The 24,547-nt window shown below is 64.2% G+C and carries 39 protein-coding genes and 1 tRNA gene; 18 read left to right on the top strand and 22 right to left on the bottom strand.

The genetic code is table 11. The annotated features are described in order from the left end of the window. Positions 1-186: 186 nt before the first annotated feature. The 12 genes from AC1RLU_RS05260 to AC1RLU_RS05205 all read right to left on the bottom strand — a co-directional run bounded on the left by AC1RLU_RS05260 (position 187) and on the right by AC1RLU_RS05205 (position 5,069). Positions 187-486, bottom strand: coding sequence for a hypothetical protein (locus AC1RLU_RS05260; protein ID WP_492794259.1), 300 nt, complete (start codon positions 484-486; stop codon positions 187-189). Beyond that, positions 483-755, bottom strand: coding sequence for a hypothetical protein (locus AC1RLU_RS05255; RefSeq protein ID WP_492794258.1), 273 nt, complete (start codon positions 753-755; stop codon positions 483-485). Before AC1RLU_RS05255 ends, AC1RLU_RS05260 begins: the two co-directional genes overlap by 4 nt. Next, a complete protein-coding gene (locus tag AC1RLU_RS05250) occupies positions 752-1,342 on the bottom strand; it encodes a hypothetical protein (protein WP_492794257.1) in 591 nt (196 codons plus the stop codon). The genes AC1RLU_RS05255 and AC1RLU_RS05250 overlap by 4 nt, the downstream gene beginning before the upstream one ends. Next, positions 1,311-2,096 carry a hypothetical protein gene (locus tag AC1RLU_RS05245; RefSeq protein WP_492794256.1) on the bottom strand — a complete coding sequence of 262 codons (786 nt, stop codon included), beginning with the start codon at positions 2,094-2,096 and terminating at the stop codon, positions 1,311-1,313. Before AC1RLU_RS05245 ends, AC1RLU_RS05250 begins: the two co-directional genes overlap by 32 nt. Next, entirely contained in the window at positions 2,093-2,467 is a 375-nt protein-coding gene (locus AC1RLU_RS05240; protein ID WP_492794254.1) for a hypothetical protein, read from the bottom strand. The genes AC1RLU_RS05245 and AC1RLU_RS05240 overlap by 4 nt, the downstream gene beginning before the upstream one ends. Next, entirely contained in the window at positions 2,464-2,622 is a 159-nt protein-coding gene (locus AC1RLU_RS05235; protein ID WP_492794253.1) for a hypothetical protein, read from the bottom strand. Before AC1RLU_RS05235 ends, AC1RLU_RS05240 begins: the two co-directional genes overlap by 4 nt. Continuing rightward, a complete protein-coding gene (locus AC1RLU_RS05230; protein ID WP_492794251.1) occupies positions 2,619-3,113 on the bottom strand; it encodes a helix-turn-helix domain-containing protein in 495 nt (164 codons plus the stop codon). Before AC1RLU_RS05230 ends, AC1RLU_RS05235 begins: the two co-directional genes overlap by 4 nt. Beyond that, a complete protein-coding gene (locus AC1RLU_RS05225; protein WP_492794249.1) occupies positions 3,110-3,523 on the bottom strand; it encodes a hypothetical protein in 414 nt (137 codons plus the stop codon). The genes AC1RLU_RS05230 and AC1RLU_RS05225 overlap by 4 nt, the downstream gene beginning before the upstream one ends. A gap of 150 nt (positions 3,524-3,673) precedes the next feature. Beyond that, positions 3,674-4,150 (bottom strand): HNH endonuclease, encoded by a 477-nt coding sequence (locus AC1RLU_RS05220; protein WP_492794247.1) that lies wholly within the window; start codon positions 4,148-4,150, stop codon positions 3,674-3,676. 182 nt (positions 4,151-4,332) lie between these two features. Further along, positions 4,333-4,608, bottom strand: a complete 276-nt coding sequence (locus tag AC1RLU_RS05215; RefSeq protein ID WP_492794245.1) for a hypothetical protein — start codon at positions 4,606-4,608, stop codon at positions 4,333-4,335. Beyond that, on the bottom strand, positions 4,609-4,869 hold the full coding sequence (locus tag AC1RLU_RS05210) for a GapR family DNA-binding domain-containing protein (RefSeq protein WP_492794243.1): 261 nt from the start codon (positions 4,867-4,869) through the stop codon (positions 4,609-4,611). Beyond that, entirely contained in the window at positions 4,866-5,069 is a 204-nt protein-coding gene (locus tag AC1RLU_RS05205; protein WP_492794331.1) for a helix-turn-helix domain-containing protein, read from the bottom strand. Before AC1RLU_RS05205 ends, AC1RLU_RS05210 begins: the two co-directional genes overlap by 4 nt. A 93-nt stretch (positions 5,070-5,162) precedes the next feature. On the opposite strand from AC1RLU_RS05205, the gene AC1RLU_RS05200 reads away from it, so the two are divergent. The 15 genes from AC1RLU_RS05200 (at position 5,163) to AC1RLU_RS05130 (ending at position 11,552) form a co-directional block, all read left to right on the top strand. Continuing rightward, entirely contained in the window at positions 5,163-5,549 is a 387-nt protein-coding gene (locus tag AC1RLU_RS05200) for a helix-turn-helix domain-containing protein (RefSeq protein ID WP_492794241.1), read from the top strand. Positions 5,550-5,850: 301 nt separating this feature from the next. Then, on the top strand, positions 5,851-6,066 hold the full coding sequence (locus AC1RLU_RS05195; RefSeq protein WP_492794239.1) for an RNA-binding protein: 216 nt from the start codon (positions 5,851-5,853) through the stop codon (positions 6,064-6,066). Positions 6,067-6,069: 3 nt separating this feature from the next. Beyond that, on the top strand, positions 6,070-6,414 hold the full coding sequence (locus tag AC1RLU_RS05190) for a hypothetical protein (RefSeq protein ID WP_492794237.1): 345 nt from the start codon (positions 6,070-6,072) through the stop codon (positions 6,412-6,414). Between the two features lie 178 nt (positions 6,415-6,592). Further along, on the top strand, positions 6,593-6,847 hold the full coding sequence (locus tag AC1RLU_RS05185; RefSeq protein WP_492794236.1) for a hypothetical protein: 255 nt from the start codon (positions 6,593-6,595) through the stop codon (positions 6,845-6,847). Then, positions 6,844-7,341 carry a siphovirus Gp157 family protein gene (locus AC1RLU_RS05180; RefSeq protein WP_492794234.1) on the top strand — a complete coding sequence of 166 codons (498 nt, stop codon included), beginning with the start codon at positions 6,844-6,846 and terminating at the stop codon, positions 7,339-7,341. Before AC1RLU_RS05185 ends, AC1RLU_RS05180 begins: the two co-directional genes overlap by 4 nt. A gap of 9 nt (positions 7,342-7,350) precedes the next feature. Beyond that, positions 7,351-7,986: a phage replication initiation protein, NGO0469 family gene (locus AC1RLU_RS05175; protein WP_492794232.1), complete on the top strand. Its 636-nt coding sequence runs from the start codon at positions 7,351-7,353 to the stop codon at positions 7,984-7,986. Positions 7,987-7,994: 8 nt separating this feature from the next. Next, complete coding sequence (locus tag AC1RLU_RS05170; protein ID WP_492794231.1) at positions 7,995-8,483, top strand: hypothetical protein; 489 nt, start codon at positions 7,995-7,997, stop codon at positions 8,481-8,483. Beyond that, positions 8,480-8,677 carry a hypothetical protein gene (locus AC1RLU_RS05165; protein ID WP_492794230.1) on the top strand — a complete coding sequence of 66 codons (198 nt, stop codon included), beginning with the start codon at positions 8,480-8,482 and terminating at the stop codon, positions 8,675-8,677. The genes AC1RLU_RS05170 and AC1RLU_RS05165 overlap by 4 nt, the downstream gene beginning before the upstream one ends. Next, positions 8,674-9,060 (top strand): HNH endonuclease, encoded by a 387-nt coding sequence (locus tag AC1RLU_RS05160; protein WP_492794228.1) that lies wholly within the window; start codon positions 8,674-8,676, stop codon positions 9,058-9,060. The genes AC1RLU_RS05165 and AC1RLU_RS05160 overlap by 4 nt, the downstream gene beginning before the upstream one ends. Beyond that, complete coding sequence (locus AC1RLU_RS05155; protein WP_492794226.1) at positions 9,057-9,317, top strand: hypothetical protein; 261 nt, start codon at positions 9,057-9,059, stop codon at positions 9,315-9,317. Before AC1RLU_RS05160 ends, AC1RLU_RS05155 begins: the two co-directional genes overlap by 4 nt. A gap of 94 nt (positions 9,318-9,411) precedes the next feature. Beyond that, a complete protein-coding gene (locus AC1RLU_RS05150; RefSeq protein WP_492794224.1) occupies positions 9,412-9,699 on the top strand; it encodes a hypothetical protein in 288 nt (95 codons plus the stop codon). Further along, complete coding sequence (locus AC1RLU_RS05145) at positions 9,696-9,842, top strand: hypothetical protein (protein WP_492794223.1); 147 nt, start codon at positions 9,696-9,698, stop codon at positions 9,840-9,842. The genes AC1RLU_RS05150 and AC1RLU_RS05145 overlap by 4 nt, the downstream gene beginning before the upstream one ends. Further along, entirely contained in the window at positions 9,839-10,372 is a 534-nt protein-coding gene (locus AC1RLU_RS05140) for a 3'-5' exoribonuclease domain-containing protein (protein ID WP_492794221.1), read from the top strand. The genes AC1RLU_RS05145 and AC1RLU_RS05140 overlap by 4 nt, the downstream gene beginning before the upstream one ends. Next, positions 10,369-11,304, top strand: a complete 936-nt coding sequence (locus tag AC1RLU_RS05135) for an HD domain-containing protein (protein ID WP_492794220.1) — start codon at positions 10,369-10,371, stop codon at positions 11,302-11,304. Before AC1RLU_RS05140 ends, AC1RLU_RS05135 begins: the two co-directional genes overlap by 4 nt. Next, positions 11,301-11,552, top strand: coding sequence for a helix-turn-helix transcriptional regulator (locus AC1RLU_RS05130; protein ID WP_492794218.1), 252 nt, complete (start codon positions 11,301-11,303; stop codon positions 11,550-11,552). The genes AC1RLU_RS05135 and AC1RLU_RS05130 overlap by 4 nt, the downstream gene beginning before the upstream one ends. Here AC1RLU_RS05130 and AC1RLU_RS05125 read toward each other — a convergent pair. Next, positions 11,482-12,072, bottom strand: a complete 591-nt coding sequence (locus AC1RLU_RS05125; protein ID WP_492794333.1) for a hypothetical protein — start codon at positions 12,070-12,072, stop codon at positions 11,482-11,484. The two genes, AC1RLU_RS05130 and AC1RLU_RS05125, sit on opposite strands and share 71 nt — an antisense overlap. 12 nt (positions 12,073-12,084) lie before the next feature. Here AC1RLU_RS05125 and AC1RLU_RS05120 point away from each other — a divergent pair, with 12 nt between their 5' ends. Further along, complete coding sequence (locus AC1RLU_RS05120; protein ID WP_492794329.1) at positions 12,085-12,699, top strand: tyrosine-type recombinase/integrase; 615 nt, start codon at positions 12,085-12,087, stop codon at positions 12,697-12,699. Here the strand turns inward: AC1RLU_RS05120 and AC1RLU_RS05115 are convergent. The 3 genes from AC1RLU_RS05115 to AC1RLU_RS05105 all read right to left on the bottom strand — a co-directional run bounded on the left by AC1RLU_RS05115 (position 12,662) and on the right by AC1RLU_RS05105 (position 16,043). Beyond that, positions 12,662-12,737, bottom strand: a tRNA-Lys gene (locus AC1RLU_RS05115). The two genes, AC1RLU_RS05120 and AC1RLU_RS05115, sit on opposite strands and share 38 nt — an antisense overlap. Before the next feature lie 139 nt (positions 12,738-12,876). Further along, positions 12,877-14,154 (bottom strand): solute carrier family 23 protein, encoded by a 1,278-nt coding sequence (locus tag AC1RLU_RS05110; RefSeq protein WP_210184254.1) that lies wholly within the window; start codon positions 14,152-14,154, stop codon positions 12,877-12,879. A gap of 311 nt (positions 14,155-14,465) precedes the next feature. After that, positions 14,466-16,043 carry a 2-isopropylmalate synthase gene (locus AC1RLU_RS05105; RefSeq protein WP_492794216.1) on the bottom strand — a complete coding sequence of 526 codons (1,578 nt, stop codon included), beginning with the start codon at positions 16,041-16,043 and terminating at the stop codon, positions 14,466-14,468. A 413-nt stretch (positions 16,044-16,456) separates the two neighbouring features. On the opposite strand from AC1RLU_RS05105, the gene AC1RLU_RS05100 reads away from it, so the two are divergent. Further along, positions 16,457-17,098, top strand: coding sequence for a YoaK family protein (locus AC1RLU_RS05100; protein WP_061966840.1), 642 nt, complete (start codon positions 16,457-16,459; stop codon positions 17,096-17,098). A 64-nt stretch (positions 17,099-17,162) separates the two neighbouring features. Beyond that, on the top strand, positions 17,163-17,507 hold the full coding sequence (locus AC1RLU_RS05095) for a hypothetical protein (RefSeq protein WP_492794214.1): 345 nt from the start codon (positions 17,163-17,165) through the stop codon (positions 17,505-17,507). A 117-nt stretch (positions 17,508-17,624) separates the two neighbouring features. Here the strand turns inward: AC1RLU_RS05095 and AC1RLU_RS05090 are convergent, their stop codons facing one another. The 6 genes from AC1RLU_RS05090 to AC1RLU_RS05065 form a co-directional block, all read right to left on the bottom strand. Then, positions 17,625-19,712, bottom strand: a complete 2,088-nt coding sequence (locus AC1RLU_RS05090; protein WP_492794212.1) for a M3 family metallopeptidase — start codon at positions 19,710-19,712, stop codon at positions 17,625-17,627. A gap of 27 nt (positions 19,713-19,739) precedes the next feature. Further along, positions 19,740-20,462 (bottom strand): NUDIX hydrolase, encoded by a 723-nt coding sequence (locus AC1RLU_RS05085; protein ID WP_492794210.1) that lies wholly within the window; start codon positions 20,460-20,462, stop codon positions 19,740-19,742. Beyond that, entirely contained in the window at positions 20,459-21,361 is a 903-nt protein-coding gene (locus tag AC1RLU_RS05080) for a PhzF family phenazine biosynthesis protein (protein WP_492794327.1), read from the bottom strand. Before AC1RLU_RS05080 ends, AC1RLU_RS05085 begins: the two co-directional genes overlap by 4 nt. 1 nt (position 21,362) lies before the next feature. Continuing rightward, positions 21,363-22,478, bottom strand: a complete 1,116-nt coding sequence (locus AC1RLU_RS05075) for an endonuclease/exonuclease/phosphatase family protein (protein ID WP_492794208.1) — start codon at positions 22,476-22,478, stop codon at positions 21,363-21,365. 10 nt (positions 22,479-22,488) lie between these two features. Next, on the bottom strand, positions 22,489-23,337 hold the full coding sequence (gene pdxY / locus AC1RLU_RS05070) for a pyridoxal kinase PdxY (protein WP_492794207.1): 849 nt from the start codon (positions 23,335-23,337) through the stop codon (positions 22,489-22,491). Between the two features lie 104 nt (positions 23,338-23,441). Beyond that, the gene (locus AC1RLU_RS05065) at positions 23,442-24,521 is read right to left on the bottom strand and encodes a sensor histidine kinase (protein WP_492794205.1); all 1,080 of its coding nucleotides are present in this window, start codon (positions 24,519-24,521) and stop codon (positions 23,442-23,444) included. Positions 24,522-24,547 lie beyond the last annotated feature (26 nt).

The raw sequence follows: 24,547 nt of genomic DNA, 5'->3' as shown, positions 1-24,547 counted from the left end.
TGTTTGGGTTGGGGGGAGATGGCGAAGATCCGAATGGCCGCGGCCTCAGCCCGGAGGTCGATAGCCTGGTCCCGCAAGGCCTCTCGGCATGACTTGATCGGTTCGCGATCCGCCCACCGCTCAAGCCGTGCTGCATCGTCATCAAGGCGGCCGGCTCGCTTCAATTCTTCGCGGGGCTCACTCACCCTACCGCCCTCCTGGTATGAGAGGATTTTTTGAGTGCGCATCCACTAGGTTCCGGCCAGTGCCTTCCAGCGTCGCGCGAGCTACATCTGTCGGCAGCCAGCGGTTGCCGTTCGCGAACGTGTATTTCGCGAGAAGCCCCCTCTTGACCAAACTGGACAGGGTTGCGCCCTGCGCTCCAGCTTCAGCGGCTTGGTAATAATCGACCATGCCCCGGTCTACCGCGATACCGAGCACGTCGATCTGAACTACCGTGAGGCGCTTGCCGTCAGGCGCGCGGATGCCACCCATAATCCCACTCATGCCGCGCGCTCTCCCTTGTTCTGGGTGTCGTAAGGATTTGAGTTGGCATCCGCGTGTTCCGGGAGCGTCTCCGGAGGCTTCGGAGCGGCAGCAACCATGGCCCTCCAGCGGTTCAGCATCTTGACCTGATGAGCGCTACGCGGGCTCGCGAGCAGAACCGCCATCCGAGCGTCCGCAGGAACGGTCTGAATTGTTCGCCAAGCTGCGTCGATCATCGCAGGCGTCGGTTCCTTTGGGACAAGAATCCAACCTTCGGGTATCTCACTCATTCCGCCGCCTCCCTGCTCCACTGGTCGAACTGCTCGTCAGGGCTGGGGACGACACGATCAGAAAGACCCTCGCGGAAGATCGCCATGGCCTCGTCGGAGAGCTCGAACCGCTCGCCCTTGAGCTTCGCGGCAGCCTTGGCCACCTCCTTGTCCCGCTCTGCCCTGAGGGCTTCAGGCATGGCTTCACGATCGACGACTATCTCCCCGGTCGAAGGCTTGATGCCGAACCGCTCGCGGGCTGCGTCGGCTTGGGCTTTGCGACGGGACCATTCCTCTTCGGTCGGCTCGACATCACCGGGAGCCGGCAGGGCCATGCGCTTCGGCGGTGCAATCAGGTCTTCGCAGTATCGGCAGGCGCGGGACAGCTCGGCCGTCGTTGGCAGGAACCGGGCGCCGAACCAGTCGAACTCGCCTCGGATGAGCCGGGTCACTGCCTTCTGGATGGCCGGGAGCGAATAGCCTTCGACAGCCATCAGGTAGGTGGCAGCACCACCCATGCCGTTGCCGCGCTCCGCCGGGAAGGCGACGAACAGCGGCTTCAGGGCGTTGGTGGCCTCAGTTTGCGATGCGGGCGAATGGCTGGACATTGCTTCCGAACCTCAGGTTTTCGATTTCTTCCAGGCCTTCGAGGAGAGAGTTTCGTTTGGCTTGGCGAGGGGGAGCGCGTTGCTCCGTCGAGCGATCCGACAAGACGCGGGCGATGTAGGGGATGGGATCGCCGCTGCCGTGGATTGAGGCCTCGTTGATCGCCCACAGGACGCGGCCGGCGTCGCTGCCGGTGTCCTTCAGCCATTTGCCGACCATGCTGCGGGCCTTGGGCGGAACGACGTGCATCGTCTCAAGCGTCAGGATGCCATCGGTCCAAAGCTGGTCGACGAGAGAGACAGCCGGCGCGTCGCCACCAGCGTCAGCTGGTGGTTCTTTCTGGTCTCTGGCTTCTGGCTTCTGGGCTTTATCCTCAGGGTTATCCGGGGGGTTAACCCCCTTCTTCAAAGAGGGATTACCTCCCTTGCCGCCATTGGCCTTATCCTTGGCCTCTTTCTCGGTGTCCGCCTTCATGCGGCGGCTGAAGATCAGGCCGCTGTCGTCGCGGCTGAGAACCCCGGCGTCTGTCAGCTCTGCCAGCAGGGCCTTCGCGTCATCGGGGCCACACCCAGCGAGCGTGGCCATCTGGCCAACCGTCAGAGCTTTTCCGTTGACGAGCAGGAAGCCGCGCGGGGTCGCCTCGTGCATGAGGCACAACATTTCCATCCACAGCCCACGCGCGGCCAAGGAGCACATGCGCAAGGCTGGGTCAGCGCGCCAGTCTGACGGGTAGAATTTCAGCCAGGGAGCGCTCATGCGGCCTCCTTCGTCTCGTAGACGTGGACGCGACAGAAACCGGGCTCGATGTCAGAGCCGCGCGCGACAACTGCCCTGTGGGTGTGCTTGTCGTCAGAGACGATGCCGGCCGGCTTCTTCAGCCAGTCCTCAACGGCCTTGATCCTGTTCGTGATGTCGCCCCGCATCTTAAGCGGGAGCGTGATCTGAATATCGAAGGCGCCCTCGAAATGAGGAAAGCCACCCTTCGGCTTGCTAAGCCACGAATAGCTCAGAGCGGCACAGGACCAACGGCGATACTCGCGCGTCCTCACACGCCCTTTGCCTGGAACGTTGGCGTAGAGCTTGTTCGTGCTGGGCGGCAAAGGCAGGTTGAGGACGAGCACCTTCATCGGCTGCGCTCCCGATCACGAGCGCGGGCAAGGCTGTTCGCCACCTCGCTCTCAGGGAGCATCAGGCGCTCGGATATGGCCTTGGTGTCCTTGCCCTCTTTCCAGAGACGGAGGATGGCAGGCTCAAAGTCTGTCTTGGCGGCAGCGCGGCTCATTGTCTGCTCCCCTGCCATTTGCCGACCGAGCGGACGTTCTCTCCAAGGATGCCGTTGATGCGACGGATCGCATGGAGAACCGTCGTATGGTCGCGATCCCCCATGATCCTCGCGATGTGAGGCATGGAGAGCTGCGTCATCTTGGCGATGCGCCACATGGTGAGTTGGCGAGCGCGGGCTAAGGGAGCGCGACGCATATCGCTCTGGATATCTGCGACAGAGAACCCGCACTCTGCCGCCGTCTCCCGGAGGATGCGCTTGGCAATCTGGACGCCCCATTTGGGGTCCATGGCGTTGTCGTAGGCGAGACGGTACTGCGCCAACGGATCGGGCGCAGGCTCAGGTTCCGGCTCAGGGGCCACGACAACGAGCTTGGGCGCTGGCGGTGGGGCCTTTGGTGCGGGCTGATAGAGCCTGCGCCGCCGAGCTGCGTAATCTGCCAGCATCTGGTCGACGTTGTCGGCTGTGTATTCGATTGCTGCGAGGGTCATTGTCCGCCCCTCATCCGCGCCAGTCCTTCCCTGACGATGGCAAGGCCCTGCTCCACCGAAGCCAGAGCAGACGGATCCGCGTGATGGCCCAGTGCCACAAGGGCTTGATGCTCATTTTCGAGAGCCTTCTTTTCGTTCTCGATGTCGGTGATGGCCGCGTTGACGATGCGTCGAGCCATGTCGAAACAGATCGTCTTGACGCGGTTGCGGACGAGATTGGCGATGGTGCCAGGGCCGACCTTGATGCGATTGGCCACCCGTCGAATGGCAGCCTCGGCGTCACCGCCGCTCCGCATCTGCTCGCGTTTGATCAGGCTGCGTGAGAACGCAGCTATGGATGCGACGCTACCCATGTCGCTGTACTCCGTAGGCGTGAAAAGCCGGGAATCCCGGCGGACGGTGCTCTTCATGACGTGCTCCTGTCTGGGGACAGGAGGAGCGTTCATGGAGCGGCTTGGAGACATCGTGGCGCGGGTTCTTGCAGGGGTTCGCGAGACGATGGACGAGAGAAAAGCCGGGGCGGTTGTTGAGGCCGCCCCGGAGTTTGCGGAGAAAGCCGGTCACCGGATCCTCCACGAAAATTCCCCATGGAGCCGCGCTTCCGCTTCGACCCTTGCGGCGACAGCGTCGGCACAGCACCCGAAAGTGCCAAGATAAAAACGCTGCCCGTCAGAGCAGATTTCTGCTCGCCAGTTCCTACGGCGAGGATCAAATCTAACCCCTGCTGTTTCGCGCTTTCCGCCAACGCGGTTCGCGTTGTTTTGAGCAGGAGTACAAACGCGAAGATTGGAGCGCCGATTGTCGAGCCCGTTGCCGTTGGCATGGTCTACAACCAACCCTTCAGCTGCCGCGCAAATCAGCCTGTGCAGCCGCAGTTTCACGCCAGATTTTTGGCCTCGAACGTATGTCGTCCGCTTTCTCGGGTCCGCCCACCAGCAAGCGCCGTCCAGAAGGTGCACATCGCACGCATCAAGGATCGCAATTTCGCCGCTCGGGAGCTTCAATTCAGCGCGGTCTCCTGTGATGGTGATGCTCATCCGCGAAGCTCCAGCAGGAGCATGGCGAAGCGGCAGACAGGGAGCGCCGTGAAGACGAGCATGAGGCGGTAAGCGGTCATGCTCAGTCCCCCATCGAGAAAGCGATGGCGAAATCACGAGCGAAGTACCCGCCTATGGCTCCAACCCAAAGACTGATGAGGATGGCGAGGAACATGGCCATGTCAGGCAGCCATCTCTTGGATGCGGCGGATGCCGTCCGCATCGATCCATGGCCCGCGATGGCGGTTACCTCGGTGGACATTGACGCCCGCAGCGGCAAGCTTCCGGCGAGCGTGGCAGAGCATCACCTTGACCACGGTGGGGTCGCGGAAGAGACGGCCATCGAGCGCGATCAACGAGCCGAGCATTTCGTCCCGAGTGGCCGGCATTCCATCCAGCATCCCGCTGATGATTGCGGCTTCGCTCTTGGTGAGGCCGAATGTGCGTTTCAGGTCCATCTACGCAGCCTCACGTGCATGCGTGTGCGAGGCGTCGTGTGCCGCCAAATACGTGGCGACGAGGCCTTCACGCTCTTCGACAACATCGGCGCCGAGCTTGGCGCGCTTGCGGATGATGGCGATGGCCGCGCCCATGGCGGTCTTGTCACCGCCGTCAGCCTTCTCCTCTGCGTAAACCTCGCGGATGACTTCCTTGATCTCATCGATCTCGGTCAGGAGATGGAGAATGCGCTCCATGCGGTCTTTGGCTTGGCCGCTCATGCCGCTCTCCCGAAGATTTCGGGGAGCAGCGTGTGGCGCGGGATGCCCGTCGCCTTCTCGATAGCAAGCACGAGGCGGGGCGACGGCTTCCGGCGTCCCTTCTCCAAATCATGAAGGTATCCGGGGCTCGTACCGATCTTGGCGGCAAGCCCCTGAAGCGTCAGCTCGTTGAGAGCGCGGTATGCGAGAAGAGGTGACATAGGCTCATGTTCGCATATCGCGAACTTAACCGCAACCCCAAAGTTCGCAATCTGCGTCACGCAGAATCGCGAGCTGCGAACTATGCTCGCGCCATGGATACGGACGACAAGCTCTTTCTTGGTGCGCAGCTAAAAAAGTGGCGAAAGGCCAAGGGCCTGACGCTTGACCAGCTCGCGGCTGATATCGAAACGTCGAAGGGCTACCTGTCCGAGATGGAGCGAGACAAGCGGCCGCTAAGCTCGCGTTGGCTGGCGCGGGTGGCGAAATTCTATGACACCCAGGTATCGGAGATTATCGGCGTCACCCTGTCTTCGGACGACGACCAGGAGATTGCGCAAGCGGCGGATCTGATCCGCAAACTTCGGAGCCGTGGGAAGATGGGGCAGGTTCAGTCCTATCTTCGCTTTCTTGAAGCAGAAGGCGAAAATGCTCCACCGCCTTCCGACGCTGCCGACCAGGCAGAGAAGCCCAAGCCGTAAGAACCTCGATTAGCTCGGTGTCCTCGTCCATTTGCCTCCCCTTTGTTTTAATGTTTACGGTTTGTTCACCGTAGGCAAGACCGTAATGTCAGTGCGCTGACAGGGGGAGTCAGCAGGAGACTTTATTCCCATATTTGGTTAAGCAACCCCGTTGAATTGCGGGGATTTCGCGCGCCTGCTGACAGGGTACGTCAGTGGCGTTCGTCCGCCGCGAACAAAAGTTCGCAAATGGCGAAAATAAATGTTGCGCCATGGTTCGCGATATGCGAACTTCTCCTCACGAACAGAGGAGACGGCGGCAATGGCCACCCCACGGATCGGAGACCTTCAGGTCGCGGACTACGCCGAATACGGCGAAGGGAATACCGGCTTCATTATCGAGCAGTTTGCGCACTGGAACCGCGACGAACCGTCGTGGGCTCTTCCGGCGTGGGATGAACGCGGCGAAGGCAGCCTGTGCGGCCCGTTCGAGACGCGGGCTGACGCTGAGCGCGCCCTGGCTTCGGTGGAGGCCTGAGCCATGGCCTACACCTACAGCCACACGATCTATCTCAACGTCGGCAGCACAGAGATGCCCGTCGAGATCCAGTACACGGTTGAGCCTGGCTTTGCCGGCGATCGTGTTGATCCGCCCTACGGGCCGTCTGTCGAAATCCAGTCCATCGAGGCCCTTATTGAGACGTGGCGCTTCGGCAAGAAGCTGACCGAGCGCAAAGCCGTCACCGGCTGGCTGGCCTCCGTCATCGAAAACGACCCCGACCTCAATGCTGACCTTCTGAGCGAAGCCGGCGAAGAGGACGAATATCGCGCCGATCAGGCTGCTGAAATGCGCGCTGAAGATCGTCGCATGTGGGCGGCTGAGTGATGCTCCCCGCCTTCAACCTTCACATTGCGGGAGCCAAGCGCGCTCTCGCCTCCGGTGATGCTCAAGGCTCCCAGGTTCTTCTTCGGAAAGCCCTCAGCGTCGCTTCTCGCATGCAGGACGGCGCCCGCAAGGGCCTCTGCCTGCGCATCCTCAAATGGCTGCGAAAGGGAGTTCAGTCATGAGCACCTCGCAAATCGAAGCTCTGTTGCCTGCCGCCATGGAGCGCTTCTGGGACGCGCCCGGCGGCAATGAAGCCGGCGTCCGCGCCGTCCTCTCCGGTCTGATCGACGATCAGGGCCATGACGTGTCTGCCGAGATCATCGAGTGGTCTGCTCGTCAGGCTCTTGAGGAATACGCCCGCCTCACATCGCCGGCCAAGGCTGCCGCGCTGGCTGGCGAGTTCATCACCTCGGCTTTGCGGGGCGCCCGATGAACCCCCAGCTCGTCTATCGCGTCGTTCGCGAGATTACCGACCTTCTGGCCGTCTACCCCGAGCTTGAGGAAGACGAGAACCTTCGCGCCGATACCCTGGAAGGCGAGACGGACATCAACAACGTCCTCGCCAAGCTCGTTCAGGAGCGCGAGGCAGCCTATGGCATGGCCGAAGGCGTCAAGGCCCCCGTCAACGACCTGAGGGAGCGCAAGGCTCGTCTGGAGCGCCGTGGCGATGGCTATGGCGAGGCGATCGAGCGCGTCATGGCGGCGGCTGGCTTGTCGAAGGTCACGCTGCCGAGCGCCACCATCTCGGTAAGCCAAGCGGCTCCGTCAGTCGTCATCGAGGACGAGGCTTCGATCCCCGAGCGCTTCATCCGCATCAAGCGCGAGATCGACAAGACCGCCATCAACGCCGCCGTGAAGGCTGGCGAGGAAATCCCCGGCGTCGTCGTCAGCAATGGCGGCTCTCGCCTCACCGTTCGCACGAAATAGGAGCGTTCAATGCATCTCCCCATGCCTTCCGAAGGCGGGAACTTCACGCCCCCGCCCGCCGGCACGCACCCGGCAATCTGCTACCGCCTCATTGATCTCGGGACACAGGTTTCCGAGTTCCAGGGGGAGCGCAAGTCCGCTCGCAAGGTCATGATCTCTTGGGAGATCACGGACCCCGACGTTCGGATGGAGGATGGTCGGCCCTTCACCATCTCCAGCCGCTACACTTGGTCGATGCACGAGAAGGCCACGCTCCGCAAGACGCTGGAGAACTGGCGCGGGCTGCCATTCGTGGACAAGGATTTCGGCCCCGGCGGGTTCAACGTCAAGCGCCTGATCGGCGTCGGCTGCATCATCTCTGTCATCCATCAGGAGAAAGCCGGCAAGGTCTACGCCAACCTCTCCGGCATCATGAAGTTGCCGAAGGGTATGGTGGCTGGCGAGCAGATCAACGAGTCGATCTATCTGTCGCTCGACCCGGAGGATTTCGACCGGGAGACGTTCGGCAAGCTCAGCGAGAATTTGCAGGCCGTCATCAAGTCGAGCCCTGAGTATCAGGCGCTCCAGCGGCCGTCCGGCTCTGCGGATGATTACCCGCAGGATTACGGCAGCGGCCCCGGCCTCGATGACGATATCCCGTTCTAGAGGCTGACATGAGCGCCCCCGCCGCAATCTCTGGCGACTTTGCCACCTACAAGCATATCCAGGGCCGCAAGATGCTCCAGCTCGTGATCGAGGTTCCTGCGGAGATGGCCTCGGCTGTCTTCGCTGCCCTCGGCACGCCGGGCTCTGGCGAGGCAATCCCCGTCGCTCTGGCGCGGCTTGTCGAAGATGCTCGGGTCAAACCCGAGCAAGTCAAAGAGCGGCGCCCGTTCTCTGAACTGCCCCTTGCGCAGCAGGCCGCCCTGCGATCCCGAGAGCCCGAGTTCTGGCGCTTTCTGCAAGAGCGGCAGGGGCCGGGGGGCTTTCTGGAATTGCGGGGCGACACGGAAGACGCCTGCGCTGCACACATCCGCTTCCTATGTGGCGTGGAGTCCCGATCTCATATCGGCAAGTCCGGCGGCAACGGGAAAATGGACAGCGGCTTTCTCTGGCGCGCTCTCGATGCCGAATACTACGCTTGGCAGAGGGGCCGTCGATGATCCGCTGGCTCTGGAAAATCATCGTCGGCAACGCCGTCATCCCGCCTTGTTCGCGCGAATGCCAGTGGGAGACGTATTCCCAAGGCGAGTATGGCTACCGCTCGTCTGACGGCACTGAGCGCACCACCACGACGGTCTACTGCCTCCGCTGCAAAACCTGCGGGGACATGAAAAACCACAAGGTGCGCGCATGAGCCGGCGCGAGTTCTCCATCACCGTCCGCAAGCAAGCTGCCGCTCGCGCGAAAGGCCATTGCGAAGCCTGCGGGCTCAAGCTTCCTGTAGGCGGCTTCCACTACGACCACGACACGCCTGACGGGCTTGGCGGTGAGCCGACGCTGGAGAACTGCCGCGTCCTCTGCCTGACCTGCCACCGCATCAAGACGCATGAGCAGGACAACCCGCGCATGCAGAAAGCCGACGCGCAGCGGAAGAGCATTGCTCTCGCCATCCGCCCGCCGTCCCGGCTGAAGGGGCCTCCCTTCAAGAAATACGCTCCGCAGAGGACCGCGTCGCGTCCTCTCTCGGAAAGCAAATCCATGCCTCCCCGCCGCACCCAACAGGAGTCAGCTCAATGAGCGCGGAGAAGATCAAGGACGGCGGGGCGGCTTTCCCGATCCCGAATGATGACCGCCCAGGAGCTTACCCAGCCGAACCCGGCATGTCCCTTCGCGACTGGTTCGCGGGTCGGTTCTTCGCGGCAATCGCATCCGACCGCGAGCAGTGGCTGTGCCACATGGGCGATAAGGGCGCTACGCCAGCCTACGATTACGTCGCCTCAGAAGCCTACCAGATGGCCGACGCCATGCTCAAGGCCCGCGAGGCTCAGCCATGAATATCGTCAAGCAAATCGCCGGAACGGCCGGCTTCTGCCTCTTCATGTCTGGCGTCTATGGCGCCGTGCAACTCCTCGAAATCATGGTGCGGTGATGTTCTACGTCGGACAGAAGGTCGAATGTATAGACGCAAAGCCAATTTTAGGCGTCGAGATGCCTCTCAAGATGGGGGATATCTATGAGGTGGCAGATGTTCGCGAGACCGAGCAAGGCCCGCACCTCGTCCTGAGGGAGTTTGGCCTGCTTCCACGCGACATGGTTCGCATCACGCCATCTGGTCTATTTCGGGCAACTCGCTTCCGCCCCGTAGTCGAGCGCAAGACCGACATCAGCATCTTCACCGACATGCTGACGCCGAAGACTGAGCAGGTGTCGGCATGACCGCTGAAATCGCCGTTCTCGGATTCATCGCCCTGATCGCTGCTGGCTATCTCGTACAGCTCGCCATCTGGATCTTCTGGCCTCGTAAGGTCTCTGACGACGCTCACGAGATGATCCCGCCTGGTTGGGAGAAGCGGTCGTGAAAATCTGGTTCGACACGGAATTCATCGAAGACGGCAAGACGATCGATCTCATCAGCATCGGCATGGTCCGCGAAGATGGTGAGACGCTGTATCTTGAGAATGCGGATTGCGACCGTAGCCGGGCGTCCGACTGGGTCAAAGAGAACGTCTTCCCCAAGCTCACAGGGTATGTCTGGCCGCGTTGGCAGATTGCGAATTTGGTCCGAGATTTCGCCGGGCCGAACCCGGAGTTCTGGGCCTACTACGCCGATTACGACTGGGTCGCGCTCTGCCAGCTTTACGGCACGATGATGGACCTGCCGAAAGGCTGGCCGATGTTCTGTCTCGACCTGAAGCAGATGGCCCACGTCATGGGGAATCCGCAGCTCCCGCAGCAGGCGACCGGCGAACATAACGCGCTCGACGACGCGCTTTGGACGAAGCACGCATGGGGCTTTCTGCGTGGGCTAGAGGGATGCGATCGGGAGGCTCTGGAGGACTGCAAAGCCCTCCTCGCGGATGCCACAAAAAATAACGAGGTGTCCCCATGACCCTCTCCTCACTCATCTCGCGCGTAGAGGAAGGGGAAGGGTTTGGGGTTGGCATCCGCGAGACTCCCGCGCCTCAGATTGAAGCCGCCCGAAAGTTGATGCGTGAGTTGTTCGACGGCATCACCGACAAAGGCGGTAAGCCATATGCCGAGCACTGCGAGCGCGTAGAAGCAGCCCTGCCTGCGTGGGTGAGCGATGATGCGCGGTGTGCTGCCCTGCTCCATGACGTGGTTGAGGATTGCGGCGTCACTGGCGGGGATCTGCGGAGGATAGGCTTTTCTGACCGGGCCGTCTGGCTGGTCCTGATGCTCAGCCGAATGACCAAAGAGATCACTTACATGGACTGGATCAAGTCCATCGCTGCCACTGGCGACGCCGAACTAATCGCTATCAAGCTGAGCGACAATCTGGACAACAGCGACCCGGTTCGCATTGCGGCGCTGCCGCCTGAACAGCGCGGCATTGCCCGTCGCTACGAGCGTGCCCGGCGCATCTTGGAGCCGGCTCTGGAGAACAGCCCCGCAGGTCTCGCGGATGCGCACAAAAAAGGACCGCCCATGACTCATGATGAGAAGATCGTCGAGGCGGCATCGCGCGCTTACTGCAAGGTGATCGGCCTTGCCTACGACAACATCCCGCCGGCTCTAGCGGCCAAGCGAGACGAGGCCATGCGCGCCGCCATCACCGCTTATCAGGCAGAGGCGTGGCAGGACATCAGCACGGCGCCGACAAACACCGCCATCCAAATCCATTGCCCCGATCTCGACTACTACGGGAACAATGGTGTCTACGCCGGGATGCTAGTCGACATGGGCACTGGCAAGCGGTGGATGACGTTCGGCTGGGCAATCGGGCGCGATCTAGGCCCTGAAAGTCAGCCGACAGCTTGGAGGCCATTGCCCCTTCCCCCCGCCCCAAAGGCCTCGCCATGAGGGGGGCTCAGATCGCACCGAGGCTAATGACGAAGGCTGAGGCCGCCGCCTATTGCGCGGTCACGCCTTCGCGCTTCTACCAACTGGTCAAGGCTGGGACGCTGCCAGGGTCGATCCCCGGCACGACTCGGTATGACAAGGCAGCCATAGACCGGGCGCTGGACAAGCTCTCGGGCCTTACATCAGATGCCGAGCTTTCACCCTACCAGAAGTGGAAGCAGGCTCGGGATGGTTCACGTGCGGCTTAAGGGCATCGCCAAGGCGACCAAGAAGCTCGCGAATGGCGAGAAGCGCGTCTATTGGTACGCATGGCGCGGCGGCCCTCGCCTTAATGGCAAGCCGGGGACGCCTGACTTCATCGCCTCGTACAACGCTGCCGTCGCCAAGCGCGTGCTGCCAAGCTCTGTCGAGAGCCTGTCCGGACTCATCAGGCTTTACGAAAAATCGACCGACTACCCCAAGAACGAATCCACGCGGCGCGATTACAAGCGCTACCTGACGCTCATCGATGCCGAGTTCGGGAATGTCCCGATTGAAGCACTGAAAGCCCCGGAGATCCGAGGCGACTTCAAGGAATGGCGCGATGGCATGCAGGATAAGCCCCGCAAGGCTGACTATGCGTGGTCGGTTCTGGTCAAGCTGCTGAATTTCGCCGTCGATCGCGGCAAGATCGCCGTCAACCCATGCGCGCGCGGCGGCAGGCTGTCGGACAGCGACCGCAAGGACAAGGTCTGGACGGATGATCATATCGCGCGGTTGCTGGCGCATGCCTCCGCCGAGGTGTCGCTTGTCTGCTTCGCGGCTCTATGGACTGGCCAGCGTCAAGGCGATTTGCTTGGTCTGACACGCGGGAACGTCAAGGACGGCGTTCTGAGGCTCAAGCAGGGCAAGACCGGGAAGAAGGTCGCCCTGCCCGTCCCTGACGCTCTGGCGTCCGCGCTGGCGCGCAGCGAGAAGGGAAGCGCCCTTTTCCTGAACACGCTCGGCAACCCGTGGACCGAAGACGGCTTCAGGGCGTCGTTCGGCAAGGCCTGCGATTCGGCGGGGATCGACGACCTGACGTTCCACGACATGCGCGGAACGTTTGCTAGTCGCGCTGCTCAGGCCGGCTGCACCATCGTCGAGATTGCGGCTGTCACGGGTCACGCGGTCGCGGGCGGCGGGGCATTGGACGCCACCTATATCCACCGTTCGCTTGAGCTGGCGACGACCTGCATTCGCAGGTTGGAGGCTCAGGAGGCCGGAAAAATTTTGCAAACCGGCTTGCAAACCGTTGCGTTTAAGGCCGAGAAATGCGATTCTCAGAAGACGCAGACGCCTAAGAAAAAGCGTTCTGAAACCAGCGACTTAGGTTCCGTGGTGGGTGATGTAGGGCTCGAACCTACGACCCGCTGATTAAGAGTCAGCTGCTCTACCAACTGAGCTAATCACCCATACGCCACGAAGCGCCGCCGGTCAGCGGCGTTAGCCGCGTCAGGCAGGGGGCGTGTAGCAAAGGCCCCGCCCCCTGTCCACCCATCCGTGACAGATTTTTCATACGCGGCCGGAATAGCCCGGCCGCGCTGTGGATTGTCAGGCCGTGCGGCGGTTCAGCAGGTGATAGAGCACGATCGCGCCGAAGGTCGCGGTACCGATTCCACCGAGCTCATAGCCGAAGATCGGCAGCTTCAGGTCGCCGGCGCCGAGGATCAGCGCGGTCGCGACCGTGATCAGGTTCTTCGGCTCGGAGAAGTCGACCTTGTTCTCGACCCAGATCCGGCCGGCGGTCGCCGCGATCAGGCCGAAGACCACGACGGCGAGGCCGCCGAGCACCGCGACCGGGATGGTCCCGATCACCGCGCCGAACTTCGGCGAGAAGCCAAGCAGCAACGCGATGATGCCGGCCGCGACGAAGACCAGCGTCGAATAGACCCGGGTCACCGCCATCACGCCCATGTTCTCGGCATAGGTGGTGACGCCCGTGCCGCCGCCCGAGCCGGCGATCATGGTGCCGAGACCGTCGGCGAAGAAGCCGCGCCCGATCAGGCGATCGAAATTACGCCCCGTCATCACCGAGATGCCCTTGATATGGCCGAGATTCTCCGCGACCAGGATGATCGCTACCGGCACGATCAGCGTGATCGCCTTCATCTCGAAGACCGGCGCCACGAATTGCGGCAGGCCGAACCAGGCAGCAGCGCCGATCTTGCCGAAATCGATCGTCGGCGCACCGAAGCTCGATGCCGTCAGCGCATAGAGGATGTAGGCGGCAAGCCCACCGATCAGGATCGGCAGGCGCTGCGGCAACCCGCGCGCATAGACCGCGACCAATGCGACCGCGACGACCGTGAACAGCGCGATCCATTTCGTGTAGGGGCTGGCCGAGATCATGCTGATCGCGACCGAGGTCAGGTTGAGGCCGATCGCAGCGACGACAGCGCCGGTCACGACCGGCGGCAGCAGCTTCTCGATCCAGGCGGTGCCGACTCCCTGCACGATCAGGCCGATCACGGCATAGACCGCGCCGCAGGCGATGATGCCGCCGAGCGCGACGCCGATATTCGGATTTGGGCCGGAGCCGGCATAGCCCGTCGCGGCGATGACGACGCCGATGAAGGCGAAGGAGGAGCCGAGATAGCTCGGCAGCTGCCCGCGCGTGATGACGAAGAAGAGCAGCGTCGCCAGCCCTGAGAAGAAGATCGCGACATTCGGGTCGAAGCCCATCAGCACCGGCGCCAGCACCGTCGAGCCGAACATGGCGACGACATGCTGCAGGCCGGCAACTACCGTCTGGCCGGTCGGCAGCCGCTCGTCCGGCATCACGGCGCCGGAGGTTTTCAGTGTCCAGTTCGGAAAATAGCCCATCGGCATCGCGCTCCCCAGGGTCGCCGGGGGAGCGACCGCACCGGACGTGCAGATGAGAGCAAAAAGCGAGCCGGCGCCAGATCGCAGCGGCGCAATCCACCGGAATTGCAGGGGATCAGCTTGCAGCAGCGCTGTGATCCCGTGCGCGCCGCGGCATGCAATGCCGCGGCGCGCACGGGATCGTTCTCAGGAAGAGGCGTCCTGGCGGAGCGTTTGAGAAAGGGAGCCCCACGCGGCGCGCGGTCCCGTGTCTGCGCAGCAGCGCTTCACGCTGCAACGCGCGCGGGATGACACCCTTTCCCGGAGGCGCCCCTCGACTACTCCGCAGCCTGCGCGTGCAGGCGGCCGCCCCGCGCCATCAGCTTGTTCAGCGCGGCGAGATAGGCCTTGGTCGAGGCGACCAGCGTGTCCGGATCGGCGCCGCGGCCGGTGACCGACGAGCCATCACGCGAGAGCCGGACCGTCACCTCGGCCTGCGCATCGGTGCCCTCGGTCACGGCATGGACGTCGTAGAGTTCCAGCGTCACCTCATGCGGCACGATCGTTTTGATCGCGTTGAAGATCGCGTCAATCGGCCCGTTGCCCTCGACCTCCTCGGTGACGTGCTTCCCGTCGACGTCGAGCTTCATGGTGGCGCGCTGCGGGCCGCGCGTACCGGCGATCACCGTCAGCGATTCCAGCTTGATGCGGTCATGCGCGGTCGCGATGTTCTCGTCGACCAGCGCCTCGATATCCTCGTCGTAGACATGCTTCTTGCGGTCAGCCAGCGCCTTGAACCGGGTGAAGGCGTCTTCCAGCTGGTTGTCGCCGAGATCGTAACCCATCTCCTTCAGCTTCGAACGGAAGGCGGCGCGGCCCGAATGCTTGCCCATCACCAGCGAGGTCTTGGTCACGCCGACCGATTCCGGCGTCATGATCTCGTAGGTGGTGTTGTTCTTCAGCATGCCGTCCTGGTGGATGCCGCTCTCATGCGCGAAGGCGTTCCGGCCGACGATCGCCTTGTTGTACTGCACCGGGAAGGAGCAGGCGGTCGAGACGGCCTTGGAGACGCGCATCAACTGCGTCGCATCGATGCCGGTGTCGTAGGGCAAGACGTCGGCGCGCACGCGCAGCGCCATCACGATCTCTTCCAGCGCGGCATTGCCGGCGCGCTCGCCGATGCCGTTGACCGTGCATTCGACTTGCCGGACACCACCCTCGATCCCCGCCAGCGAATTCGCGACGGCCAGGCCCAGATCATTATGGCAGTGCGCCGAGAAGATCGCCTTGTCGGCGTTCGGCACGCGCTCGCGGACGGCCTTGAACATGGCGCGATACTCGTCCGGCGTGGCATAGCCGACCGTGTCGGGCAGGTTGATCGTCGTCGCGCCCGCCCTGATCGCAGCCTCGACCGTGCGGCAGAGATAGTCGATCGGCGTGCGGGTGGCATCCATCGCCGACCATTCGACATCCTCGACCAGATTGCGCGCCTGGGTCACCGTCGCGGTGATGATCTCCAGCACCTGCTCCTGCGTCTTGCGCATCTGGTGTTCCAGATGGATCGGCGAGGTCGAGACGAAGGTGTGGATGCGCGGCTTCACCGCATGGCGCACCGCCTCGCCGGCCCGGGCGATATCGGCGCTGATGGCGCGGGCGAGACCGGCGACGGTCGCGCGCTTCAGGCGGCGGGCGATCTCGGACACCGCCTCGAAATCGCCGTCGGACGCGATCGGGAAGCCGGCCTCGATGATGTCGACGCCCATGGCGTCCAGCATCTCGGCGATCTCCAGCTTCTCCTCGAAGGTCATGGTGGCGCCGGGGCACTGCTCGCCGTCGCGCAAGGTGGTGTCGAAGATCAGGACGCGGTCCTTGTCCGAGGGCTTCTGGACGGAGCCGGACTGGGTCGGGTTGGTCATGGTTCTGCTTCCGGGTGTCGGCGCGCCGCGGAATTTTGGAAAAGGCGGGCGCTGGGTTTTCTGTCGGCGGTTCTCGTCACTCCCCTGAGCGCCCAGGCAACATGCCCGGCCGGCCCTCAGGGGCAGCTAAGGAGAAGAAGGCCAAGAAGCGAGAACGGAGCGCGAGCGCGCATGCCGACGACCTGCGCAGCGGCGCAGTCCTTCGTCAGGTCATGGCGGGCGGTCGAAACCACGGGCGTTCCTCACATCGACAGGACAGGATGTAACCGAAGCACGGGGTCCAGCGCAAGCATATGTCGCATGCCGTTTTGAATTAAGAACAGACGGCTCCTGTGAATTAGGATGGCGCAGCGCGATTCGGCCGGCGGTCGCGCGACATTTGGGGGGCTGGCCAGAATGTCGGAGCGCCGCGCATGATGCGCTATGACCGGCCTGTCATCGGCCTTGCCTTCTGCCTGTCCGGCCTGGCGGGCTTCGTCGATGCGCTCGGCTTCCTCAGCCTCGGCGGCTTCTTCGTCTCCTTCATGAGCGGCAACACCACCCGCTTCGCCATCGAGCTCGCCGGGCGCCACGCCGGCGGCATCCTGCTCGCCGTGACGATCCTAGGGCTTTTCGTCCTCGGCGTCGTCGGCGGCTCGCTCGCGGGGCATTTCGCCGGGCGCCAGCGCAAGGCGGCAGTTCTCGCCTTCGTCACGCTCGCCCTGCTGATCTCGGCCGGCCTCGACTCGATCGGGCTGGGCATCGCCGGCGCCGGCGTCCTCGCCATCGCAATGGGCGCAGAGAACAGCGTCTTCCAGCGCGACGGCGAGGTCACGATCGGCCTGACCTATATGACAGGAACGCTGGTGAAGATGGGGCAACGCATCGCCGGCGCCCTGCTGGGCGGGCCGAAGCTCGCCTTCCTACGCCATTTCGTGCTCTGGCTCGGTCTGCTCAGCGGCGCCATCGCCGGCGCTGTCGCGCATGGCCGCATCGGGCTCGATGCGGTCTGGCTGGCCGCAGGCGCCGCCGCCCTCTTCACGGTCGTGGCGCTCTTCATGCCCGAGCCCGACTGACAGCAGCTTTGCCGGCCCCGCGGAATCGGGCATGCTCCCAGCTTGATCAGCCGGAGCCTCCCCGATGCGCGTCTCTACCATCCTTATCCCGGCTTTCGCCGCGCTCCTGCTCTCCGCCTGCCAGACGCCATCGGGCGGCCCGCCCCCGGCGCCGCCGCCGTCGCAGGCCGCGCCCGGCGTGACGCCGAATACCTTCCGCATGCCCTCGGGCACCGGCTGCTCCGGTGAGGTCGAGCGCTTCCAGGCGGTGATCGATAACGACTTCGCGACCGGCCACACAACCAAGGGCGTGCATGACCGGGTCAGCAGCGAGATCGCACGCGCCCGCACGACCTGCTCAGGCGGCAACGATGCCGGCGCGATCGGCCAGATCAGGGCGACCAAGGCGAAGTTCGGTTATCCCGGCTGAGCCAAAAAGCCAGTACCATCATGCTCGCCCTTCTGGGCGAGCACCTACGTCTTGAACATTGCTCGAGAGAAGACGTGGAGGGTCGGGACGAGCCCGACCATGACGGAATGCGGCGGCTCAAGCCGCCAGCCCCCGCTTCTCCAGGAGCGCATCCGGCGTCGGCAGCCGCCCGCGGAACAGCGTATAGGCCTCGGCCGCATCGCGGGTGTCGCCAGCCGAGTAGATGTAGCGCTTCAGCTTCTCCGCAACCGCGGGCGAGAAGACGTCGCCGGTCTCGGTGAAGGCGTTGAAGGCGTCGGCATCCATCACCTCCGACCAGAGATAGCTGTAATAGCCTGCCGAATAGCCGTCGCCCGAGAAGACATGAGTGAAATGCGGCGTGCGGTGGCGCATCGTGATCTCGGCGGGCATGCCGATGCGAGCGAGCTCCGCCGCCTCGAAGGCGAGCGGGTCGACCTCGGCCGGTGCCTCCAGCGAATGGAAGGCGAGATCGACCAGCGCCGATGACGTGTACTCAACCGTGGCGAAGCCCTGGTTGAAGGTCTGCGCCTTTTCGATCTTCTCGATCAGCGCCTCCGGGATCGGCTCGCCCGTCTTGGCATGGTGGCAATATTCGCGCATCACCTCGCGCGTCATGAACCAGTGCTCGTAGAGCTGCGAGGGCAGTTCGACGAAATCGCGCGCAACCGACGTGCCCGCGAGCGAGCCATAGGTCACGTCCGAGAGCAGCCCGTGCAGCGCGTGGCCGAACTCGTGGAAGAGCGTGCGCGCATCGTCGAGCGAGAGCAGCGCCGGCTTGCCCTCGGCGGGCTTGGCGAAATTGCAGACATTGACGATGATCGGCCGGGTCTCGCCGTCGAGCTTGCGCTGGCCCCGGAAGGCGCTCATCCAGGCGCCGGAGCGCTTCGACGCGCGGGCGAAGTAGTCGCCGACGAACAGGCCGATATGGCGCCCGCTCGCGCGCTCCTTGACCTCGAAGATGCGCACGTCCGGGTGATAGCCCTTGAGTTCCGGCCGCTCCGCGAAGGAGAGCCCGAACAGCTTGCCGGCGACGTCGAAGGCCGCCTGCCGGATGCGGTCGAGCTGGAGATATTGCTTCAGCACGGCCTCATCGAGCGCATAGGTCTTCTGCCGGACCTTCTCGGCATAATGGCGCCAGTCCCAAGGACGGATCGGGCCGTTCTCGCCCTCGCTTTGCGCCAGCGTCGCAAGATCGGCGGCCTCGCGCGCCGCCCGCGCTTTGGCCGGCTTCCAGACCAGTTCCAGCAGTCCGCGAACATGCTCCGGCGTCTTCGCCATGGCGTCGTCGAGCTTGAAATGCGCGAAGGTCGGATAGCCCAGCAGCTTTGCCTTCTCGGCGCGCAAGCTTACCATCTCGGCGACGATCGCGCGATTGTCGCTCTCCCCGCCATTCTCGCCGCGCTTGCTCCAGGCGATGAAGGCTTCCTCGCGCAGATCGCGTCGGGTCGAGAAGGTCAGGAAAGGCTCGATGATCGAGCGCGACAGCGTCACCGCATGCTGGTCGGGCTTGCCGCGATCGGCCGCTGCGCGCGCCATCGCCGCCTTCACGAAATCAGGCAGGCCGGCGAGCCCTGCTTCGTCTTCGATGAACAGCGCGTAGGAGGATTCGTCCTTCAGCACGTTCTGGCTGAACTGCGTCCCGAGCCCCGCCAGCCGCTCGTTGATCGCGGCGAGGCGCTTCTTGTCCTCGGCGTTCAACTTCGCGCCCGAGCGGATGAAACCCTTGTAAGTCCGCTCCAGCAGGCGCGCCTGCTCCGGAGCCAGACCGAGCGCATCGCGCTTGGCGTTGACCGCATCGACGCGGGCGAACAGCCCCTCGTCCATCATGATCGCCGACCAGTGCCGCGAGGTGATCGGCGACATCTCGCGCTCGATCGCCTGCAAGGCCTCGTTCGTATCGGCGCCGGTCAGGTTGTAGAACACACCACCGACGCGGCTGAGCGCACGCCCTGCCCGCTCCAGCGCCTCGATCGTGTTGGCGAAATCGGGCGCGGCCTTGTCGGCCACGATCGCCGCGATCTCATCCTTGTGCTTGGCGAGCGCCGCATCGAAGGCCGGCCTGATATGCTCGGGCTTGATCGCGGCGAAGGGCGGCAGCCGGAACGGCGTCTCCCAGCGCGTCGCGAACGGATTCTCCGCCGGCAGAGGCAGGGCTTCAGGATAGTCGGTCGCGGCGGAATTCATGGGATCACTCTCGGGAGGCAGGCAAGATCACTCGCCACCGAACATATGTGCGAGATAGCGGCGCATGAAGGGCGGCATGTCGTGGTTTTCGGTATCAGTGAGATCGCGCACGATGACGATGTCGGACAGCTCCTCCTCCTCGAGGTGCTTCATCCGCTCCAGCATCAGCGCCCGTGCCTCGTCCGCCGGCAGATCGATCTTGACCTCGCGCATGAAGGCGATGCGGCCCTGCTCGATCAACGCCATCCAGCCATCGCCGACCTGCAGCTCCTCGACGCGCAGGCCCGTCTCCTCGCCGAGCTCGCGGGTGACGCTGCCGGCAAGGTCGAGCGTGCCGTCCGGGCGGGCATCCTCGCGATCCGGCGTGCCGGCGGCGAAATAGACCTTGCCTGCATTGGCCGTGTGGTCGCCCATCCTGCCGCAGAGAAAGGCGCCGTCATTGGCCCGGAGCGCCGCCATGGCGAAGCCGTTGCGGATGACGGGGCCGGGATGGCCCGCGTCGCGCCACGTCATGAAGGCCGCATAATCGGTCTCGAAATAGCCGGCCTCGAACACGCCGTCGCGGATCGCGGCGCGATGCTGGAGCATGATGCGGCCGTTGAACATCGCCGGCTTGCCGGCGCTGATCGCAGCCCAATGTGTCGCGATCAGCTCTGGATTCTCGCGCGCGAAGGCCCAGTCATAGGGCTCGACCAGCGCATCGACCCGCGACAGCGAGACGATCGTGCCGTTCTCGACACCATCGCTCACAGCAGCACGCCCTCGCTCACTACGATTGCCGAGCCACCGATCCGCGCGGAGGCGAGCATGCCGCCGCGCACGCTCAGCTCCAGCGCCATCTGCGACGGCCGGCCCATCTCGTAGCCCTGCTCGATGACGAGGCGATGGTCGCCATCCTCGGGCTTGTCATAGGCCATGATCGCGCCGGCAAAGGCTGCAGCCGCACTGCCCGTCGCCGGATCCTCGACGACCCCGGCGCCTGGCCAGAACATGCGGGCATGGTAGTGATGCCCGACCTCGGCAGTCTCGCGGCTGTAGACGAAGACGTTGCCGTTCGGCGTCGCCGCCATCACCCGCTCGAACGCACCGGAAACCCTCGCCTTGGCGATCGCCTCGCGGCCGGCGACGGGCACGGTCGCATAGGCGACGCCAGCCGAGAACACGCTCGGTCGATGCGCATCAAAGCCGAGATCGGCCGGATCGAGCCCGAGCGCCTCCGCCAGTTGTGCCTCCGTGACGGATTGTGGGAGCAGCTCCGGCAGGCGCGGCAGGGTAAAGGTGGCATGGCCGGCATGACTGCCCTTGATCGAGACCGCGCAGGAGACCGGCCCGACCTTCTCTTCCAGCACCAGCATGTCGACAGGCCTCCCCTCGGCCTCGTCGGTCAGCGCGAGCCAGACCGCCGTCCCGACCGTCGGATGGCCGGCGAAGGGCAGTTCGCCTCCCGGCGTGAAGATGCGGACGGCGGCGCGATGCTCCGGCTTCTCCGGCGGCGCGACGAAGACCGTCTCGGACAGGTTGAACTCCCGGGCGATGGCCTGCATCGCCTCGGTGTCGAGCCCTTCGGACTGGAGCACCACGGCGAGCGGATTGCCGGCATGGCGGCGCGTGGTGAAGACGTCGAGCGTGACGAAGCGGCGTTTCATCAGGTCACCCTTCCGGGATGTCGAGATCGATGGTGAGCGGGCAATGGTCGGAGGCCTTGGGCCGGTCCCAGCCGACGCGTGGATAGCGGTTCGCACAGGTCGCGAGCTTCGCCATCGAGCGGTCCGGCTCGCGCGGATCGAGCGGCACGCGGTAAGGCAGTCCGCGCCGGATCATCTGCATGGCCGGCTTGGGATTGGCCGCCGCCAGCACAGGCGAGAGCAGGATGCGGTCGAGCGGCATATGGCTGTCGACCAGCCTGTCCTGGCTTTCCGACCAGTAACGCCGGAAATGCGTCCAGCGCTCATGCAGCGGCAGGGTCTGCATCGGATCGACGGCGAAATCGTCGAGCAAAGGCTCGATGCCGCTATCGCCCTCATCGACCAGTTCGGCGCGTGGGCCGAGGCCATGACGATAACCGTTGAGATCGCCCAGCACGATCCAGTTGGCTTCGCGCCAGCCGCCGCCGAAGCGCTGCTGGACGAGCCAGCGCACGGCCCGTGCCTCGGCGCGGCGCACCGGCAGCGTGGCGATCCGTCCGTCCTCGCGGCCATTGTTCATCGACTTGAGATGGCAGCCGAACAGGCTGAGCCGCCGTCCCGCGACCGTCAGCTCCACCTCCAGGCAATCCCGCGCGAACAACTTGGCCTGCGGCCCGATGCCGAACAGGGCGAGCTCGCGGTCATGCACGCCGGCCTGCGCAAAGGTCAGGTCCTTGTGCGAGCGCACCGTGACCTGCCCCTGGCCGAACAGGTCGCGCCGGGCCGCGAAGCCGATATCGATGCTGCGACGGTCATTGCCGTCGATCAGCGTGAAATGGCCGTAGCGATGATCGGCGATGCGGTGGACATAGTTGGCGAAGAAGGCCTGCAGGCTCGCCAGTGAATCGACCTCCTGCAGCATCCAGAGATCGGCCTGCGCCTCGGCAATGGCGAGCGCGGTCATCTGGCGCTTGTCGTCCTCCAGCGCAACCGCGAGCGAGCGCTCCACCGCGTCGCGCTCGTCGGCCCGCGGGAAGTGGAACAGCGACATCGCGGCGGCGGTCTCGGTGCGCCCGCCCGGCTCGAAGCGATGCCGCGTCAGCAGGTTCTCGACATTGAAGGTGCCGACGCGCAGCTTCATCGCAATGCGCTCAGATCGCTTCCGGCGCGAAGACCTGCGAGGGGGTCACGAACTCGTCCTGCGCCGCGACCGTCAGGATCTCGCGCGAGCCCGCCTCCTTGGTGCGCCTCAGCAGCCCATAGATCGAGGACGCCGCCTTCGACAGCGCAGCGGCCGCCGATTCCTCGCGCAGGTAATGCGTGAAGAACAGCGCCGCGATCGCATCGCCCGCGCCGTTGACGCTGTCATCGAGCTTGGGCGTGCGCACCCGCCAGCTGCCCTTCGCATCGGCCGCCATCAGGTCGATCGAGTCGGCGGGCGTTTCCTCGGTCTCGAGCGAGGTCACCATGACGACCTTCGGGCCGGCATCGCGCAGCGCTTCCACGGCGCGATGCGCATCGGCCAGCGTCTTGATCTCGACATCGGTTAGCAATTCCAGCTCGAACTGGTTGGGCGTCACGATATCGGCGGCCGGCACCGCCTGCTCGCGCATGAACTCGGGAATGCCCGGCCGCACGAAGACGCCGCGGCCGACATCGCCGATCACCGGATCGCAGCAGTAGAGCGCCTTGGGATTGGCCGCCCGCACCCGCTCCACCGCCGAGAGGATCGCATGGCCGATATCGGCCGAGCCCATATAGCCGGAGATCACACCGTCGCAATTGGCGAGCACGCCGCGCTCGGCGATACCCTCCATCACCTCGTCGATCATGCCGCCGTCGAAGACGCGGCCCTTCCAGTTGCCGTAGCCGGTATGGTTCGAGAACTGCACCGTATGGATCGGCCAGACATCGACGCCGAGCCGCTGCATCGGAAAGGTTGCGGAGGCGTTGCCCACATGGCCATAGGCGACATGGGACTGGATCGAGAGAATATTCATGGTCCGAAGCGATACCCCGTTCGCGGTGGGAGCGCGAACCTAACGGCTCCGGCGCGAGGCGCAAATCGAAAGCGGTGAAGCGTTCCATCGCTCACGCAGAGCGGTTACTCCCGCGGCGCGATATTGGCCATCGTCGTGGTCAGGACGTAGCGCAGGCCTTCCGGCCTATAGTCCAGCTCGACCTCGCCCTGGAATTTCTGCGCCATGACGCGCTCCACCAGTCGCGAGCCGAAGCCTTGGCGCCGCGGCTTGGTTACGACAGGCCCGCCGCTCTCGATCCATTCGAAGCGGAAAGCATCCTCGGTCTGCGGCCGCCCGACGCTCCAGCGGACCGAGACCTCGCCGGTCTCGACCGAGAGCGCGCCGTATTTGACCGCATTGGTCGCAAGTTCGTTGGCGGCAAGCGCGAGCGTCATCGCCTGGTCGGCCGTCAATTGCAGCGGCGGCCCCTCGACGCGGATCGTGCCGATATCGGAGCGATGTGGCGCCAGCGCCCCGTCGATCACGGCGCGGATCGGCGCGCTGCTCCAGCTCGACCGGGTCAGGATGCTGTGCGCCTCGCCCAAGGTCGCGATGCGGTCGCTGAGGATCGACTGCGCCTCTTCCAGCGTCTCGGCCGAGCGGAATGTCTGGCTGGCGATCGCAGCGATCATCGCCAGCGTGTTCTTCATGCGATGGGCGAGTTCGGCATTGAGCAGGCGCCCGTTGCGCTCGGCCTCCATCTTGCCCGTCGTCTCCATCACCGTGTCGATCACACCGAGCACGCGGCCCGTCTCATCGCGGATCGGGCTGTAGCAGAAGGTGAACCAGACCTGCTCCAGATGGCCGTAGCGATCGGTGGTCAGCGGGAAATCCTCGATGAAGATCGCCTCGCCCGCGAACGCATTGTCGATCAGCGGCCCGATATCGTCCCAGACCTCGGACCAGACGTCGCGGAACGAACGACCGAGTGCGCAGGGCTTGTCGCCCAGGATCGGCTGGAAGGCGTCGTTGTGGATCGTGATCAGTTCCGCGCCCCAGACGATGCATTTGGGAAAGCGCGAATTGACCATCATGCCGACGGCGATCTTCAGCGCGGCAGGCCAGCCGGCGATCGGCCCCAGCGGCGTGGAACTCCAGTCATGCGCCCGAATGGCAGCAGCCATCGCGCCACCGCCATCCAGGAAGCCCGTTTCGCCGTTCACGTGTTTCCCCCAGCGCGAATCCGCGC

The sequence above is a fragment of the Allobosea sp. GW822-FHT05A11 genome (genome assembly GCF_058800455.1).
The sequence above is the reverse complement of the archived record's forward strand: the minus strand, read 5'-3'. Positions and strand labels throughout refer to the sequence as shown.

Excerpts from the sequence above, each read along its gene's own strand:
- AC1RLU_RS05205 (WP_492794331.1), bottom strand. The coding sequence starts at position 5,069 with ATGTCACCTCTTCTCGCATACCGCGCTCTCAACGAGCTGACGCTTCAG.
- AC1RLU_RS05230 (WP_492794251.1), bottom strand. The coding sequence starts at position 3,113 with ATGACCCTCGCAGCAATCGAATACACAGCCGACAACGTCGACCAGATG.
- AC1RLU_RS05130 (WP_492794218.1), top strand. The coding sequence starts at position 11,301 with ATGAGGGGGGCTCAGATCGCACCGAGGCTAATGACGAAGGCTGAGGCC.
- AC1RLU_RS05200 (WP_492794241.1), top strand. The coding sequence starts at position 5,163 with ATGGATACGGACGACAAGCTCTTTCTTGGTGCGCAGCTAAAAAAGTGG.
- AC1RLU_RS05105 (WP_492794216.1), bottom strand. The coding sequence starts at position 16,043 with ATGACCAACCCGACCCAGTCCGGCTCCGTCCAGAAGCCCTCGGACAAG.
- AC1RLU_RS05245 (WP_492794256.1), bottom strand. The coding sequence starts at position 2,096 with ATGAGCGCTCCCTGGCTGAAATTCTACCCGTCAGACTGGCGCGCTGAC.
- AC1RLU_RS05260 (WP_492794259.1), bottom strand. The coding sequence starts at position 486 with ATGAGTGGGATTATGGGTGGCATCCGCGCGCCTGACGGCAAGCGCCTC.
- AC1RLU_RS05095 (WP_492794214.1), top strand. The coding sequence starts at position 17,163 with ATGCGCGTCTCTACCATCCTTATCCCGGCTTTCGCCGCGCTCCTGCTC.
- AC1RLU_RS05210 (WP_492794243.1), bottom strand. The coding sequence starts at position 4,869 with ATGAGCGGCCAAGCCAAAGACCGCATGGAGCGCATTCTCCATCTCCTG.
- AC1RLU_RS05170 (WP_492794231.1), top strand. The coding sequence starts at position 7,995 with ATGAGCGCCCCCGCCGCAATCTCTGGCGACTTTGCCACCTACAAGCAT.
- AC1RLU_RS05180 (WP_492794234.1), top strand. The coding sequence starts at position 6,844 with ATGAACCCCCAGCTCGTCTATCGCGTCGTTCGCGAGATTACCGACCTT.
- AC1RLU_RS05220 (WP_492794247.1), bottom strand. The coding sequence starts at position 4,150 with ATGAGCATCACCATCACAGGAGACCGCGCTGAATTGAAGCTCCCGAGC.
- AC1RLU_RS05075 (WP_492794208.1), bottom strand. The coding sequence starts at position 22,478 with ATGAAGCTGCGCGTCGGCACCTTCAATGTCGAGAACCTGCTGACGCGG.
- AC1RLU_RS05240 (WP_492794254.1), bottom strand. The coding sequence starts at position 2,467 with ATGAAGGTGCTCGTCCTCAACCTGCCTTTGCCGCCCAGCACGAACAAG.
- AC1RLU_RS05235 (WP_492794253.1), bottom strand. The coding sequence starts at position 2,622 with ATGAGCCGCGCTGCCGCCAAGACAGACTTTGAGCCTGCCATCCTCCGT.
- pdxY (WP_492794207.1), bottom strand. The coding sequence starts at position 23,337 with ATGAATATTCTCTCGATCCAGTCCCATGTCGCCTATGGCCATGTGGGC.
- AC1RLU_RS05090 (WP_492794212.1), bottom strand. The coding sequence starts at position 19,712 with ATGAATTCCGCCGCGACCGACTATCCTGAAGCCCTGCCTCTGCCGGCG.
- AC1RLU_RS05155 (WP_492794226.1), top strand. The coding sequence starts at position 9,057 with ATGAGCGCGGAGAAGATCAAGGACGGCGGGGCGGCTTTCCCGATCCCG.
- AC1RLU_RS05190 (WP_492794237.1), top strand. The coding sequence starts at position 6,070 with ATGGCCTACACCTACAGCCACACGATCTATCTCAACGTCGGCAGCACA.
- AC1RLU_RS05160 (WP_492794228.1), top strand. The coding sequence starts at position 8,674 with ATGAGCCGGCGCGAGTTCTCCATCACCGTCCGCAAGCAAGCTGCCGCT.
- AC1RLU_RS05110 (WP_210184254.1), bottom strand. The coding sequence starts at position 14,154 with ATGCCGATGGGCTATTTTCCGAACTGGACACTGAAAACCTCCGGCGCC.
- AC1RLU_RS05225 (WP_492794249.1), bottom strand. The coding sequence starts at position 3,523 with ATGAAGAGCACCGTCCGCCGGGATTCCCGGCTTTTCACGCCTACGGAG.
- AC1RLU_RS05145 (WP_492794223.1), top strand. The coding sequence starts at position 9,696 with ATGACCGCTGAAATCGCCGTTCTCGGATTCATCGCCCTGATCGCTGCT.
- AC1RLU_RS05215 (WP_492794245.1), bottom strand. The coding sequence starts at position 4,608 with ATGGACCTGAAACGCACATTCGGCCTCACCAAGAGCGAAGCCGCAATC.
- AC1RLU_RS05125 (WP_492794333.1), bottom strand. The coding sequence starts at position 12,072 with ATGCGCCAGCAACCGCGCGATATGATCATCCGTCCAGACCTTGTCCTT.
- AC1RLU_RS05175 (WP_492794232.1), top strand. The coding sequence starts at position 7,351 with ATGCATCTCCCCATGCCTTCCGAAGGCGGGAACTTCACGCCCCCGCCC.
- AC1RLU_RS05135 (WP_492794220.1), top strand. The coding sequence starts at position 10,369 with ATGACCCTCTCCTCACTCATCTCGCGCGTAGAGGAAGGGGAAGGGTTT.
- AC1RLU_RS05100 (WP_061966840.1), top strand. The coding sequence starts at position 16,457 with ATGATGCGCTATGACCGGCCTGTCATCGGCCTTGCCTTCTGCCTGTCC.
- AC1RLU_RS05165 (WP_492794230.1), top strand. The coding sequence starts at position 8,480 with ATGATCCGCTGGCTCTGGAAAATCATCGTCGGCAACGCCGTCATCCCG.
- AC1RLU_RS05150 (WP_492794224.1), top strand. The coding sequence starts at position 9,412 with ATGTTCTACGTCGGACAGAAGGTCGAATGTATAGACGCAAAGCCAATT.
- AC1RLU_RS05250 (WP_492794257.1), bottom strand. The coding sequence starts at position 1,342 with ATGTCCAGCCATTCGCCCGCATCGCAAACTGAGGCCACCAACGCCCTG.
- AC1RLU_RS05255 (WP_492794258.1), bottom strand. The coding sequence starts at position 755 with ATGAGTGAGATACCCGAAGGTTGGATTCTTGTCCCAAAGGAACCGACG.
- AC1RLU_RS05185 (WP_492794236.1), top strand. The coding sequence starts at position 6,593 with ATGAGCACCTCGCAAATCGAAGCTCTGTTGCCTGCCGCCATGGAGCGC.
- AC1RLU_RS05195 (WP_492794239.1), top strand. The coding sequence starts at position 5,851 with ATGGCCACCCCACGGATCGGAGACCTTCAGGTCGCGGACTACGCCGAA.